The following is a 15,300-nucleotide window of genomic DNA, read 5'->3' as shown; positions in this document are numbered from 1 at the left end:
TATCGAGATGGTGCAGGTTCGATCATATAGTACGCTATCATTACGCCCTTGTGCACTTGTATTATGAGAGCATTTAATTTTCTATCAGTTCTTGTATTGTTGTTAACCGGAGCTCCCGCGTCGCGGGCATCGGGTTCAGTTGCCGAACATCTTCATTATTCAGTCCTTGTTCTCGATTCGTCACATCGTCAGCCGATCCAGCTTGCGCGTGTCTCGCTCCACCGAGGGGCATCACTTGTGAAAGGCGGACTGAGCGATGCGACGGGCTACGCAGAATTCGAGGATATTGCTCCGGGTACATATACCCTGACCGTTAGTTTTGTCAATTATCATTCGTATCGTGACTCCGTGAGACTTGCGGCAGGACATACGGTCGATACTGTATATCTGGCAGAACAATTACAGGAGGAAGTTGTCGTTGGCGCCGAGCAAGAAGCGCCGACACTGACGGCGATCGATGTGCGTAGCGGTGTACAGGTGGTCGATCTCGAGCGGCAGCATTTATCGCCGACATCGCGGATGTCGAGCGTGCTGCAACAGAATATTCTCGGTGCCGCAAAAGCGCCGTCCGGAGAAATTCACATCCGTGGTCAGCATGCGGAGTATGCATATTATGTCGATGGGATCCTCATTCCGCCGGGGGTATTTGGTGGGTTCAATGAAGTCGTTGAAGACAAGGTCATCGATCATGCCACGTTCTATACCGGCGCATTGCCGGCGGAATATGGCGGACCGACCGCTGCCGTGATTGATCTCGTCAATCGTGTTCCGAGCGGCTCGGCCCGGCTCGATGTGGAAACGTACGCCGGCACATTTCTCGGGCGCGACAACTCCGCACCTGCTTCGCTCGGCATCGGGACCGGAACGCTTCGACCGATCAACGCGAACGGGCAGACAATCTCGTTGAGCAATCACTTCGGAGACCTCGGCGTCTTCCTTTCGGGGAATCGGCAGGAAAGCGACCGCAGGCTCGATGCGCCGCTCCCATATATCTACCACGATCATGGCTTCGACTATTCGGGCTATGCAAAGATCGACTATCTGCTCGGCCCAAACGATTACATCACGTCGAATCTGAACTACGCAAAGACGTACACACAAATCCCGTTCGATCCGGTGAACGAAGGTGTGAAGTCCGATCTGCAGAATACCTACAATAGTTTTCAGACACTTTCGTATTTCCACACGATCAGCCGTGAGAACGATCGCGAATCCGATCTGTTCGTTGGCGCGTTTGCCCGCGAGGGTAACCTGACGTTCACGCCGGGACGCATCGACCCTCGTTCGTTTCACTTTGCAGACGATACTGTCAACGGGTACGCCATTGCGCAGGATCGTAACTATACCAATTACGGCATTCGACTGAAATGGAACGATCGGTTCTCACACGAATTGCTTCTGAGTGCAGGGCTTAACGCATCCGTCACCAATGGAGACGGGCGATTCGACGCACTCGATACGAGCGGCACAATCGGCCGAACACTCGGCACTAACTTTCATGGCACCGACGTGGGCGTGTTCGTGCAAACGGAATACCACCCGTTCGAATGGACACGGTTCGATGTAGGCGTGCGCTACGATCAACAGATTGCACCCGATCGGGATGCTGAACGCGGAGTGAGCCCGCGACTGCGATGGAATCTGTACCTTGACGATGCGACAACCTGCTACCTGTCGTATGGCAAGTATTTTATTCCTGCCAACATCGAAGAACTACGGGCGCTTGCTGTCGCGACTGGCAGCAATACGACGCCAACGCTTGCCGAGCGTGACGATGCATACGAACTCGGCGTGCTGCATTCGTTCGAAAACGGATTGCACCTGAAAGCGGATATCTTCCGAAAGGTGCAATTACCGGGCGTGGACGACGAGACGATCGGGTCGAGTGCGATCGAGACGTCTGTAAATATCGCAGCAGTCAAGGTGACCGGCATCGAAATGGGATTATCGTATAACCCGGTGAACGATCCGCTGAGCGGGTATATCAATGCGTCGATCATTCACGCTTATGGTTCGGGTGCGGTCACCGGCGGTTTCTTGCCGATCGCGGATTTGGGAAGCGTGAGCGACCTCGATCACGACCAACGACTGTCGCTTGTTGCTTCGATCAACTACGAACCGTCGAGTTGGTTCGCGAATATCACGGCAATGTATAGTTCGGGGTTGTCGAACGGAAACGAGTCCTTCGCATACTCGTCTGGCCTCTTCGATCTCAATCAGGGAGCGCACACGACACCGTCATGGATTGTCAACTGCTCGATCGGGTACACGTTCTTCATTCCCGGCGGCGGGGAGATCGAGCCTTCGCTCTATCTCGGCAATATCTTCGACAACGTACATCCGATCAAAGGCTCGTACTTCAGCGGTGCAGCATGGGAAGAACCGAGGAATCTGCAATTCAAAGTAGAAGTGCATATATAACGAGATCAGAAGTATGAATTCGCACTTCATACTTCTGATCTCCGAATTCCCATCATCGTTTCGCCAGTTCCGGCTTCGTGAAGCGAGCGACGACCAAGCCGGCTAGTGTCCAGCCGATGATGTCGTCTGCCGCGAAGAGCAGCGTGAACTTCGTCGGATATCCGATGAAGGCCCAGTCGTTCAAGCGGCAGGCGACGGCAAGGATCACGCCGATCATCATCATGAACCGCACTCTGTTTCCGTAGGTGGCCAGCGAGTACGATATTTTCGAGAGCATCATCACAGCGATCCACATGGCGATGATATAGATCAGCAGACCTTTGACATAATACATCGGGTTCATCGGGTCGTAGCCCTCGGCCGTGTACTGGATAATCGCCACCGGACCCGCTTTTGTTTTGGCCATGACCGCGTCCTTGTTCGCGTCGCGGGCCATGCTGGGGAGTCGGTATGTGCCTGTCGTCGCATTTCCTGCCTTGAATGCTGCAACGACTGCATCTTCGTTGGTTAGTGGTCGAAGGTCGTCGCCATGGAATGGGAATGCCATCCAAGAGATTGCGCCCCAGACGAACAGCGTGAGTCCGCCGAACACGCTGGCTATGAGTACTTTTTTCATGATTGATGGTGTGTTGGGTGAAATAGAGATAATGATGTGGCGTCAAATATATGACGGCGAGTCCGAGAATCCAAATTTAGCTGGGCGGGGCAATGTCCTCAAGAAAGCAAAATTTCATCCGTATATTTGTTTATCATATCATGACTGTCTGGCATCAAGACAGACTAAAGGACGAAAACCGTTGCCGGAATCCGGAGGCACGTGATTCCGGCACAGGAGGAAGCAAATGGATAGACGCTCATTTCTTCGGACAGCGGGTATCAGTACTGCTGCGACCGCTGTACTCTCGAACGAGGTGCTCGCTCAGGAGAACACACCGAACACACTCACCGCAACACCACAAAACATCCGCGCCGCTGCCAACCGAAGCCGTTTGAAGATTCAGTCGACGATCAGTCCGTGGAATCCAGGACCGAACGATTGGAACGCAACGACGATCGGCCATCTCTACCGACGTGCCGGGTTTGGAGCGACACTTGCTGAAGTTGCTGCAGCTCAAGGCAAGACTTACTCTGCAGTCGTCGACGCGCTGCTCAATGATTCGCTGCTCGCTCCGGTGACGCCGCCGACCGACTCCGATAAGTGGCTGCACGTCCAGCCCGACTCCAGCCAAGCGGAAATGATTCGCTATCAAGGCTACATGCGCGATATCCGTTCGCACTGGACCGCACAGATGGCTCAGCCAGCTTCGATGCTTCGCGAGAAGATGACGCTTTTCTGGATGAATCACTTCTGTGTCGAAGAGACCAAGGTCTATTACCCGCAGTTGATGTATTCCTACCTCGACTACTTCCGCCAACATGCTTGGGGCGACTTCAAGCAGATGGTGAAGGATGTCACGGTTCATCCAGCGATGCTCCGGTACCTTGATGGAATCTACAACATTGGAAGGAACCCTAACGAGAATTACGCTCGAGAATTGCAGGAGCTGTTCACAATGGGACCTGTCTGGGCTAAAGACGGTGTTACGCCGAATTACACTCAAGACGACGTAAAGGCCATTGCCCATATCCTCACTGGTTGGGACGTTGATACCCAGGCACCGGCCCCAAACATCCTGCCAACACGGTACACAATTTCGAACCACGATTCAAGCTTCCAGCACATCTACGACGATCCCACGACAGGCCAGCATGTCTATTACAATCTCGATGCTGTTGCCAAGTATGCACCGACGGTTACCTACGATCGTGAGCTGATCGATACGATGTTCGCGCAGCGCGGCGAGCGCATCGCCTGGTTCATGTGCAAGAAGCTCTACCAGTACTTTGTCTACCACGAGCCGAACATGGAGGATGCTGCGACCCAGGCGGTGATTCAGGGGATGGTGGATACGTTTATGGTGAAGTGGAGCATCAAGGACGTGCTCTCGCAGCTCTTCAAGAGCGAGCATTTCTTCGACGCGGTGAACATCGGCGCAATGCCGAAGTCGCCGGTCGAACACATTGTCGGGATGATCCGCCAGTTCGATCTTCCGGTCGATGAACTCTCGGCCGGCTACTTGTATGCATATACGTATGCGCAGGGGCAGTACATCCTCGACCCACCGAATGTGAAGGGGTGGCCGGGGTATCATAACTGGATCAGTACCACCACGCTTCCGATCCGAAACGTGTTGGCTGCTGCGCTGACGGTCAGCCAGAACCACTCGATCCCAACGGCAGGCACCGACGGTAACGGAAGACCGTACACTGCTACCACGCTCGACGATACAAAATTTCTCACGTGGGCGAAGAAGTTCTCCAACTACGGGACGGACTTCGATTCGATGCTGGCCGAACTCTCGACGTTCTTATGCGCACAGCCGCTCGGGCCACTGGCGCTTCAGTACATCAAGAACCAGATGCCGCCGAACACATACGAGTGGGGAACACTCGACGACACTGGCAAACTGAGCGCCCTGCGCCAGATGACCAACAAGATCATGTTACTTGCGGAATATCACTTAGCATAAGCGGAGACCACGAACATGAAACGTCGCGATTTTGTAAAGCATATTCCGCTCGGGCTCGCTGCAGCGAGCGTCCCGTTCAGTATCGGCGGCCTTGCCGGTCGTGCATTCGGGAAGTCGTCGCTCCTCGACGCAATTCTAAATTCGCAAACCGACACGGACCGTGTGCTCGTGATCATCAACCTGCAAGGCGGCAATGACGGACTCAATACCGTCATCCCGTTTCAAGATCAGGTCTATTACGATAGCCGCAAGGAAGTAGGCTTCCTCTACACGGAAAAGAATCTGTTGACACCGTTCCAACTGAGCTCGTCGATGGCGCTCAACCCGAGCATGAGCATCAAGACAGATGGCAAGACGGCAACGAACTACTTCGATCTCTGGTCGAGCGGCAAACTGGCGGTAATCCAAAACGTCGGATATGCCAATCCGGACCGTTCCCACTTCCGTGCGACGGATATTTGGAATTCGGCGAGCGACTCGAACCTCGTCGTCTCGACCGGCTGGGTAGCCCGCTACTTGCAGGATCAGCGTGCAAGCCTTGACCCGAACGATCCGCCGGCGATCTCGATCGGCTCGGCGACCACGCTGCTGTTCCAAGGCGACACGGCCGTCGAATCCATCGCGATCTCCGACCCAAGCAACTATACGTCAGCGACGGACTATGCCGACGACCCATTCCCATCGTCGAACTATGGCACGGAGCTTTCGTACGTTCACGAGATCTTGAAGCAGTCCGACGTCTACGGCAAGCGATTTACCGATCTCTTCAACAAGACGACACATCCGAACGCCACGAAGAACACTGTCGCGTACAATGCGAACAATCCGTTAGCTGTCCAACTCCAGAAAGTTGCGTGGTGCATTAATGCGGGGTTGAAGACGCGTGTGTACTTCGTGCAACAAGGCGGATACGATACGCACGTCAACCAGAATACGAAGGACCCAACCATCACCGGCCAGGGATACTTGCTCTCGCAGCTTGCCGAGGCGATTGCGACCTTCCAGAAAGACATAGAGAATATGGGGTACGCCGACCGTGTGGTGGGCATGACCTATTCCGAGTTCGGCCGTCGTGTGATCCCCAACGGATCGCACGGAACAGACCACGGTACAGCAGCTCCGATGTTCGTGTTCGGAGCTGGTATCAACGGTGGACTCTACGGCGACAACCCGAACCTTACCACAAGCGGTGTTCGTCCGCTCGATATCTACGGCGACCTCACCGCACAATTCGATTTTCGCCAAGTATATGCCGCACTACTGACCCAATGGTTCGGTGCAAACGACGCATTCCGTAAGGCGGTACTGAACCAGTCTGCGTTCACGAAGACCGACGACTTTACGCTGCAATTCCCGCTCAATGGGGTTGGGACGATGCAAAACCTGATCAAGAACCCCGTCGATGCGGTTTCGCGCTTGAGCAGTCCGCAGTTCATACTGCACCAGAACTACCCGAACCCCGTACGCGAGACCACCGAGATCGGCTTCGATCTTGCAGCAGGTACGCGGGTGCTGCTCGAACTCTTCGATGCGCGTGGCGAGCACGTTGCGACGCTGAGCGACGGATATCACGGTGCCGGATCGTACCGTGTCATGTTCGATGCCGGCCGTTTGTCAAGCGGTACGTATTACTACCGGCTCGATGCCGGAGGAATGGTCGAGACAAAGTCGATGACGATTATTCATTAGGCAAGAGTTTCCCCCGATCGAAACAGTATTGCCGGGATGCCGCGGAATTTCCGACGGCTCCAGTATGTAGAACGATGAACCGCCCCGTATGACCACGAGAGGAGGCGGTTCAACCATTAGATGTACGTCGTTTCATGAGCCTGCTCACAGAGTTAGTTGCTGCAATTTCAGAAGATGAACGCAAAGAACTTGCGGCGATTCCTGTACGCGGCAAGCAAGCAACGATTCTGCACGCGATTCTCGACCATCCTGGAAGCGAAGAGCCGATGCGTGCTGCTGCGGTGAACCTCGAGATGACCGCTTCGCATCTATACGCCGTCCAGTCGAAGCTGCTGGAGCGATGCTATGAGACGCTCGCTCCGGGCGGAGGCTTCGATCTGTTGGGTATGTTGGTCGCCCGAGGTCTCGATGTGCATTACCGCAAAGCCTTGCACACCTTGGAGCAGGCGATTCAGCGTGAAGACGTCAGTGAGCTCGAACGTCATGACTTCTATACACGCCTGCTTCATCTGATGATCAGTACGAGTTCGTCCATGTTCAGCCGCCGTGCATACAAAACGGCGTTGGTACTGTGGGAGCGCACGCTCGTGTCGAAAGGTCCGCAGGAAGAATTGTTGATAGAGGTGTACGAACTGATCGGATCGCTGTATGCATTTATCCTGGACCCTGAGCGCAAGCGCAGCCCCGAAGGGGACATGCATTGGCTCAGCCAGATCGACTGCTTACGCGAGCGTGTCGAGGCCGGTACGAGCATCGCGGCGTTATACTACCTCTACTACGCCTACTCGATGTTTTATGTGTCGATCGTGAGCGATCCGGAACAGTTGGAACACTATAATCACAAGCTCCTCGAACTGGTCGACAAACTCCCGTCGGGCCTCTCGCAGGGCGAGCGAAAAAAACTGGAGTTGCGCGGTGCGGCGGTCGCCTTCGTCAAAGGCGATTATCGTATGGCGTATGAGCGGTATCGCGAACAATGGAAGCTGCACGGCATTCGGTTGTTCTCGTTATATTCGTTTCACCTGAGTCGGTTTTTACGAGTCTCGATCGAGATCCGTGAATTTACGATGGCGGAAGAAATCCTTGAAACCGGTTTCCCGGCTTATCGGCATGTGTCGCCGTCTCCTATTGCTGCTGCCGGCTCGATGTACGAGACACTGATGCATCTGTTGCGTCACGAACTCGAGCATGCACGACGTTCGCTGCGTCGTGCGCAGCGTCAAAATGCAGGGGCAGCCTATGGGCTCAGTGTCGATCTCTTTCTTCGGTTTATGGAGGTTATTCTTGAACTATTCGACGATAGCGAGGACGAATACGTTGAAAAACTTGTCGAGCGGGCGATCAAGCATATGAGCCGTCGCGGAATGAATCTCAAGACCGGTGAAGATGAAGTATACGGGTTCTATGCATTGAAGGATGTGATTTCCGGCAATCCCGATTCCGAACTCGTTCGTGACGTCTTTGCACACCGACTACACACCCATCCGTCGCTTGGCATACTGCTCCAAGAAGCGATAGAAAAAAAGGCCCGACGTTCCCGTCGGGCCTCTTCCAAACATTGATCGATTATTGATTACTCTTTGATCAGGCGCTTCGTGACGATGCCGTACGGAGTCTGGATGCGAACATAGTAATTGCCCGCCGGCTGCGAACCCAGTTCGAGCGGAACTGAGTACGAACCCAAGGTATAGACCTGGTTCGTCGCGACCTTCACGGTCTTTCCTAACTCATCATACACGGTCACAAACACACGTTCCTGCGAGTTGACTGTAAAGGTCAGTACGCTGCTTGCGCGGCTCGGGTTCGGAACGAGTGAGATGTTTGCCAGGCGCGCATCGGCTTCCGGTGTGACGGGCACGGCAAGCGAGCTGCATGTGAGCGCAATGGAATTCGTACATGCATGATTGTTGCGATCGGTCGAAGTGACGGTCACCGTGAAGTTATCCGGCGTATCGTTTCCTTGGAATTTGAGGTTGAACCCGCCCAACGATTCGTTGGACAAGATCCCGCTCGTCGACGTGAACGTTGCAACGCCGTTCGCGTCGATCGACGACGTCCAGTTAGACGGCGTGGCAAGAATGCTATCGACTTTCCAAGCCGTTGGGTTCGGTGCAAACGTGATCGAGGTGATGTCTGCGCCTCCGCGGCTTGCAACGGTAAACGAATGGTAGCAGGAGTCGATCGGTGCAATCAAGCCTTCGGTTACCGTATCGCACGGCGTTGGAGCCGGCGAGCACGTGATATCGGCGGTACCGGTCCACACCTGTGTGCTCGATTCGTCATTCGTCTTGCAAGTAAGAGTAACCGGCTGGCCGGCAGTCTTTGGCTTCAGTGTGAAGGTAAGGTCCTGCGTCGATCCGGTAGTCTGCGGAGCGCCCGCTTCGCTATACTTCAGTTCGGTGGGCGATACACTGGCAATGTTCCAGCCCGACGAGCTGGCAACCCCAATCAACTGACCCGTCCCGCTCGGGATCGAAAGCGAAATGCTGCCGATATTCGATGCAGGCGTATTGTGCAAGTTGATCACATGGGCGACAAAATCGCACTCGTTCGCACCAGCATCGACCTTCAAGGAGTCGCCGCGCGGCTGCTGTACTTCACATGTCGATGAATAGGAACCCGAGCTAATGAGTCCTTGCGGGCGGTACGTCTGCCAACCGATCGTGAACGGAGTGGTGGTCGAGCCAGTCACCGAATAGCTGAACTGCGTGCTGATGATGCCGCCCGGAATACCGCGTTTGACACTATCGGCCGCATAGACGATGCTATCTGCGGTTACTGTCTTCGTCCATTTTGCCGGCGCGTTCGGTGCGCCATCGAAATGCACTCCCGGTGTTTGTGACTTGAGTACGATCTTTGTGATCGGGCCCGGCGCGATGAGGTTCGAAACGTGCCAGTTGCGCACCGTCATGGTGTATAAGCAACCGTTCGTACCGGCGTCGGCAGTAATGCTGTCGTTATCGGAGGTGACGCAGGTTGCTTGGATCGGAATATTAAAGATCGTATCGCGATCGATGAAGAAGTTCTGATCGTCCGAAGCCCACCATGCAAAGCTATGCTTTGTGACGTTCGTATTGCCTCGTAGCCCGACATTGAAGATACCTTTGCCATTGCCGGTTTCAATCGCATTATTGTCGGTATGATAGTATGCGGAATACGCCGTGACGGAATCCAACACCCAATCGCTCGGTGCGGTACACTTTGCCGGACGCAGGGTGCCCGAGGTCGGGGTCACGAGCTGGAAGCGCATGTACCCGATCGGCCGAGCCAGATCGTTACGATTGCCGACCGTAAAGTGGAACATCGGATCGCAGCCGCTCAGATCGGTAAACACGGTCGCCGTGTCGTACGTCGAGAAGAATTGGAATGGTACGCATGTCGGTGCGATCTGCCCTGTAGAGAGCTGATTGTCTGCATTGTCGTACGTGGTCCACTTGATGGTCTTCGGAGCGTCATACTCGTGCGTACCGTCGTTGAAATATGCAAATTTGAAACCGCTGAGTGTGGCGCCCGCAGCGATACCGTTCACCTGTGCTTGGAAGGAATCGATGACCGTCGAATTCTGGTCGAGCCCGGCAACCCACCCCGTAGGGACATACGGCGCTGACGGATCGCCGAAGCCGGTACCATCGGCGGAAAGTAACTCAAGCTTGATCTTAAAGATCGCCGCATTGGCGCTATTACGGTTCTTGACGGTCATGTGGAAACCGCACGGATCTGAGGTACCATGCGCGGGGGAAATCACAATTGTATCGCTCTGCGCATGCAAGCTCCCGACACCAAGCGCGCTCAGAACGATCGAGAGAAAAATAATCGCTCGAAGATGTTTCATTCGATTCATAGGGTTAGCGTGAATATCAACCATTCAGGTACATCCAAATGGGGACACAGTACCTTGTATTGAAAACCGAGAAGAAAAGACCTAAAATTCCGTATTTTTGCACAATTATGATCTCTCGCACGGCGCAGATTGCCGTGTTGGTATCTTTAGCAACAACCTATGCCCGATAAGCAGAAAACAGCGATCCTACCCAGGAGTGTCCTCTTCGTTTCGAGCGAAGTGTTTCCGTATGCCAAGACTGGCGGGCTTGCAGACGTCTCTTCGGCGCTTCCGCAAGCGCTGCGGGAGTTCAATCATGATGTGCGTATCATCATGCCGAAATACGGATTTATTGGAGAAAAAAAGCAGAAAATCCATATTATCAATCGACTACAGGGGATGGACTTTGCGGTCGGCGATCGCACGGTGACCATGAGCGCCAAATCGAGTGCCATCCTCACGCCGAAGACTCGCGTCCAGATTTACCTCAGCGAATCTGAAGAGTATTTTTCGCGCATGGGGCTCTATTCCGATCCCGAAACGGGAAAGGAATATCCGGATAATGACGAGCGATTCTTCGCATTTAATCTTTCCGTACTCGAACTCTGCCGCCGACTTCTGTGGAAACCGGATATCATCCACTGTAATGATTGGCAATCGGGATTGATACCGCTGCTGCTGAAAGATTCTTTAAAGACCGACCCGTTTTTTAAGGGGACGAAAACGGTGTTCACGATTCATAACCTTGCGTACCAGGGGAATTTCCCTGCAGCTTCGTTTGCCAAGACCAAACTCTCGCCGGAGTACTTTACACCGAACGGAGTCGAATACTACGGCCAGTTCTCATACATGAAGGCCGGACTCTCCTACGCCGATGCGATCACTACCGTGAGTGAAACTTACGCCGATGAGATCTTGACAAAAGAGTATGGGTGTGGTTTCGAAGGATTGCTGTCGAAACGGAAGAAGGATGTGCATGGGATTCTCAACGGGATCGATCTGGCGATCTGGGATCCGATGAACGATGTGAATACCGCCCGCAAGTACAATCTCGATTCGATCCAACTGAAGGAAGAGTGCAAAAAGGATTTGTGCTCTGCATTCGATCTTCCGTACAAGGAAGGAACACCGGTGATCGGCTTGATCGCTCGGTTCGTCGAGCAGAAGGGAATCGAACTCTTGCACGAAACGATCGATCAGATCTTCAAGAGCGGGGCACAGCTTGTCATCCTGGGTTCGGGCGAACGCAAATACGAGGAGCTCTTTACAAAACTGCAGAAAAAACACCCCGATCAGCTCGGGCTGTTTCTCGGCTTCCATGACGGCTTCGCTCACAAGATCGAAGCAGGGGCAGATATGTTCCTGATGCCAAGTGCTTACGAGCCCTGCGGACTCAACCAGATGTATTCGATGCGCTACGGGACGATCCCGGTCGTACGGCGTACGGGCGGTCTGGCGGATACCGTCATCGATCTGGCCGATGGCTCGAAGAAGAAGCCTGCAACTGGGTTCGTCTTCGACAAATTTGACAGCCGTTCCTTCTGGAAGGCGCTCGAGCGTGCGATGACAACCTACCGTAAGCACAAGGACCAGTGGCGTGAGTTGCAGACGGCCGCGATGACAGCGGATTTCTCTTGGAGTAATTCGGCGCAAAAATACGCCGAGCTCTACGAAAAGGTGCTGGCCAAAAAGTGAACAATTCCCAAGGCCCACGAACCGACGGTCTGCGACGACCGAAGCGATTGCGCGTCTTTATTGGGCGCATAGGGCAACATTTCTCCCAAACTCGCCGTAGAGTGACGGTGTTTACCCACAACGTGAAAATTACCGGACGCACATCCTTTCATCTCGCCGCGCTCGCCATGCTGTTGCTTGGTTCGCTGCTATCGTCGTGTAAAGAGAACATTTCCACGATCGGCAGCGACTACGTCAGCGATAGCGTATTCCGTGGTTCTTCGTCACTTGCCGATGCTTCGGTGCTTCGGCTGAGTTCGTTCGTGAAGCCTACGGTTTCGTCCGAAGGCCGCAGCTACAACTCCAACCATTCATCGCCATACCTCTTCATCGGGCAAGTCGCCTCCGAAGGGCTTTCGGCCTGGCCGGTGCTAAAACTACCGTTCTTGCAAGATAGCGTCGGGCAGTTGCTCGACGATACGCTGAAGCTCCACATGAGCAACGCCTTTTACTATGGGACGTCCGGATCGACGACGATCGAGTTCGATATCTATATTTCGAATACTGTGTCGGATTCGATGGCATCGATCTCCGCAAGCGATCTGGTCGGTGCACCAATTGCACACTACAGTGGTATCGTTGCCGCAGACTCGGTCTTGAACCTCGCGCTCCAACTCGATACCGCCCGGCTCTTCCCGGCGCTGCGGACGACGCAGCTTTCGCTGGTTCTCGTTCCGAGCGCGAACATGAGCACGATTCGTGCCTTTGCGTCGAACGAGAACGGCAGCGCATCGCTGCAACCCACACTTCAATTGCTAGCATTCTCGACAGCGGGGAATTACACGACAACACGCATACCGGAATACGACTTTCACGTTGCGCAGGAAACGCAAACGCCCCCGACCGGGACGTTCGAACTGCGCGGGAGTGTCGGGCGCCGCGAACGAATCGTAATCGACACCCGTCAATTACGCACGCAGCTCGGCCTCGGGCCGTTCGCTACGATCAATTCCGGTTTGCTGACGTTGTTCACCGACCCGACACAACACACCTTCGGATCGGTACCGACGGACTCGTCGCTACCGGCGTTGATCTATCGCGATAGTCTCACGGCCGATTCCATCGCTGCGATTGCGTCGTATGGGTCGCGCTCCACAACGGACGCCAACGCTATCAATTACCAGATCCGTACACTGATTGAGTATGCCGTCCGTCACAGCGTCGACAGCGTGGTGCTGGAAGTACAGACCGGCTATGCATCACGCGCGTTCGGAGGAACGGCAATCTTCGTGGAAGACTATAATGTCAATCGATGGATCTGTTACGGACAAGATGCTCTCGACCCGACCAAGCGCCCACGTCTCACCATTGCGTTCTCCTATCTGAAATGAAGAGTAACCTGCTCACGCATTTGCGTATTCTGTTCGCAGTGTCTGTGCTGCTGATGAGCGGCAGTTCGGCGTTTGCGCAGGGGTCGCCGTACTCGTTCCTCGGCTTTGGCGATCCGGTCGGGAGTACGCACGCGCATCTGCTTGGATTGTCCCAGACAGGCGTTGCACTGACGGACGGTTCGTTGATCAACGAGTTGAATCCTGCGGGCTTCGCATATATCCCTGCCACGATGGTCGATCTGCGGCTGCGGTATGCGTATGACAAAGCAACGATCGGGTCGGATCAGGGAGTGAGCTCGATGGTCAAGCTTGGTGGACTCTCGGCGGGTACATCGGTCTGGTCGGCTGCGTCGATGGGCGCTGCAATTGGCTTCACACCGATCACTGACGCCGAAGCGCAGACCGAACGCTTGGATTCGCTAGGCAACACGATCTACAAGCGCGCCGGCGGACTCTCACAGTTTTACATGGGGCTTGCCGCACGACCGTTCGGAGCGTTGTCGCTCGGTGCTCGATTAGATATCATTTTCGGAAACGTCCGGACCCAGACACAAGCGAATATTTCTGGTAATGACGTTCAGGCCGGTATTTTCCAGCGTGAATATGCCGAAAGCGGATTACGCGGGACGTTTGGGTTTATGCTGGCGCTCGATTCGCTCTTCCCGCAGTTGCGCGGACTGACGATCGGTGTATCGTACTCGACGGCATCGACGTTAACTGCGACACAGCGGACGATCGTCACGCCAATCTCCACAACGCTCGATTCGACGATCGAAGTCGGCGGCTACGGGTACTATCCTTCGTCGATCCGTCTCGGTCTTGCAGGGCGTTTCGGCGATCGCTATCGCGTCGAAGCAAATCTCTCGGGACAGGATTTTTCCAATGCCCGTGTCTTTTCACTCACGAAGGACTTGATCGGCGACCCGACGCTCGGCTCGTCGAACCGTTACTCGTTCGCGTTCGAACGTATGGCGCTCGGCGCACAGGATGCGCGCGGTGCTGCGTTCTGGGAGAAAGTCGGTCTTCGGCTCGGTGCAAGCTATGCACAGCTTCCGTTCAAGCCTGCTGCCGGAGTTACCGTGAACGAGGTAGGCGGTTCGTTTGGTCTTGGCATTCCGTTCGGTGGTGGTTCGTCGATCGATCTCGCAGCCGAACTCGGAATTCGTACGCCAAGCAATGCGAACATCGAACCGAAAGATACCTACTTCAAATTCAGCGCCACGATGATGCTCGGAGAAAAGTGGTTCGTGTCGCTCAGAAGGGATGACGATCAATGAAGGTAGCTGTTGCCAGCGATCACGCAGGATTTGCATATAAAGAAAAGGTACGAGAGTATCTTGCATCGAAGGGATACGAGGTGCTCGACTTCGGCGCATTTTCTGCCGAACGCAGCGACTACCCCGATTTCGGACATCCTGCTGCCGAAGCGGTTGCAACACACACGGCAGATAAAGGAGTATTTGTGTGCGGCAGCGGCATCGGCATTTCGATCACGGCAAATCGTCATCACGGTGTTCGCGCCGTCGATGCCATGACGCCGGAAATGGCGAAGCTCGCCCGCGAGCATAACGATGCAAACGTGTTGGCGCTCGGTGAGCGGCTTGTGAGCTGGGAAGACGCGATGACAATCATCGATACATTTTTTGCGACGGCTTTCGAAGGCGGACGTCATCAGGTCCGCGTGGAGAAGATCGATTCGGGTGTGAAGTAGTTTGCGCCGGACGCCACTGCATAT

At 54.5% G+C, this 15,300-nt stretch carries 10 protein-coding genes; 8 read left to right on the top strand and 2 right to left on the bottom strand.

Annotated features, from left to right (window positions below; genetic code table 11):
• Positions 1-96 precede the first annotated feature (96 nt).
• Positions 97-2,421, top strand: coding sequence for a carboxypeptidase regulatory-like domain-containing protein (locus tag JSS75_08335; protein MBS1903694.1), 2,325 nt, complete (start codon positions 97-99; stop codon positions 2,419-2,421).
• Between the two features lie 52 nt (positions 2,422-2,473).
• Here JSS75_08335 and JSS75_08330 read toward each other — a convergent pair whose 3' ends face one another.
• Positions 2,474-3,037 (bottom strand): hypothetical protein, encoded by a 564-nt coding sequence (locus JSS75_08330; protein MBS1903693.1) that lies wholly within the window; start codon positions 3,035-3,037, stop codon positions 2,474-2,476.
• Positions 3,038-3,263: 226 nt separating this feature from the next.
• On the opposite strand from JSS75_08330, the gene JSS75_08325 reads away from it, so the two are divergent.
• The 3 genes from JSS75_08325 to JSS75_08315 all read left to right on the top strand — a co-directional run bounded on the left by JSS75_08325 (position 3,264) and on the right by JSS75_08315 (position 8,242).
• Positions 3,264-4,991 (top strand): DUF1800 domain-containing protein, encoded by a 1,728-nt coding sequence (locus JSS75_08325; protein ID MBS1903692.1) that lies wholly within the window; start codon positions 3,264-3,266, stop codon positions 4,989-4,991.
• Between the two features lie 15 nt (positions 4,992-5,006).
• Entirely contained in the window at positions 5,007-6,680 is a 1,674-nt protein-coding gene (locus tag JSS75_08320; protein ID MBS1903691.1) for a DUF1501 domain-containing protein, read from the top strand.
• A gap of 134 nt (positions 6,681-6,814) precedes the next feature.
• Positions 6,815-8,242 (top strand): hypothetical protein, encoded by a 1,428-nt coding sequence (locus JSS75_08315; GenBank protein ID MBS1903690.1) that lies wholly within the window; start codon positions 6,815-6,817, stop codon positions 8,240-8,242.
• 11 nt (positions 8,243-8,253) lie between these two features.
• Here the strand turns inward: JSS75_08315 and JSS75_08310 are convergent, their stop codons facing one another.
• Complete coding sequence (locus JSS75_08310; protein MBS1903689.1) at positions 8,254-10,512, bottom strand: T9SS type A sorting domain-containing protein; 2,259 nt, start codon at positions 10,510-10,512, stop codon at positions 8,254-8,256.
• A gap of 168 nt (positions 10,513-10,680) precedes the next feature.
• On the opposite strand from JSS75_08310, the gene glgA reads away from it, so the two are divergent.
• From glgA to rpiB, 4 genes are all read left to right on the top strand, one after another.
• Positions 10,681-12,195 carry a glycogen synthase GlgA gene (gene glgA, locus JSS75_08305; GenBank protein ID MBS1903688.1) on the top strand — a complete coding sequence of 505 codons (1,515 nt, stop codon included), beginning with the start codon at positions 10,681-10,683 and terminating at the stop codon, positions 12,193-12,195.
• Positions 12,196-12,317: 122 nt separating this feature from the next.
• Positions 12,318-13,565, top strand: coding sequence for a hypothetical protein (locus JSS75_08300; protein MBS1903687.1), 1,248 nt, complete (start codon positions 12,318-12,320; stop codon positions 13,563-13,565).
• On the top strand, positions 13,562-14,842 hold the full coding sequence (locus tag JSS75_08295; protein MBS1903686.1) for a hypothetical protein: 1,281 nt from the start codon (positions 13,562-13,564) through the stop codon (positions 14,840-14,842). The genes JSS75_08300 and JSS75_08295 overlap by 4 nt, the downstream gene beginning before the upstream one ends.
• On the top strand, positions 14,839-15,276 hold the full coding sequence (rpiB, locus tag JSS75_08290) for a ribose 5-phosphate isomerase B (protein MBS1903685.1): 438 nt from the start codon (positions 14,839-14,841) through the stop codon (positions 15,274-15,276). The genes JSS75_08295 and rpiB overlap by 4 nt, the downstream gene beginning before the upstream one ends.
• Positions 15,277-15,300: the final 24 nt, after the last annotated feature.

The organism is Bacteroidota bacterium (assembly GCA_018266755.1).
In the GTDB taxonomy this organism is placed as follows: Bacteria; Bacteroidota; Ignavibacteria; order Palsa-1295; family Palsa-1295; genus JAFDZW01.
Note: the sequence above shows the minus strand (reverse complement) of the source record. Positions and strands in the feature narration are given on the sequence as shown.

Coding starts and splice junctions, on each gene's coding strand:
- JSS75_08325 (MBS1903692.1), top strand. CDS start 3,264: ATGGATAGACGCTCATTTCTTCGGACAGCGGGTATCAGTACTGCTGCG.
- rpiB (MBS1903685.1), top strand. CDS start 14,839: ATGAAGGTAGCTGTTGCCAGCGATCACGCAGGATTTGCATATAAAGAA.
- glgA (MBS1903688.1), top strand. CDS start 10,681: ATGCCCGATAAGCAGAAAACAGCGATCCTACCCAGGAGTGTCCTCTTC.
- JSS75_08315 (MBS1903690.1), top strand. CDS start 6,815: ATGAGCCTGCTCACAGAGTTAGTTGCTGCAATTTCAGAAGATGAACGC.
- JSS75_08295 (MBS1903686.1), top strand. CDS start 13,562: ATGAAGAGTAACCTGCTCACGCATTTGCGTATTCTGTTCGCAGTGTCT.
- JSS75_08310 (MBS1903689.1), bottom strand. CDS start 10,512: ATGAAACATCTTCGAGCGATTATTTTTCTCTCGATCGTTCTGAGCGCG.
- JSS75_08320 (MBS1903691.1), top strand. CDS start 5,007: ATGAAACGTCGCGATTTTGTAAAGCATATTCCGCTCGGGCTCGCTGCA.
- JSS75_08330 (MBS1903693.1), bottom strand. CDS start 3,037: ATGAAAAAAGTACTCATAGCCAGCGTGTTCGGCGGACTCACGCTGTTC.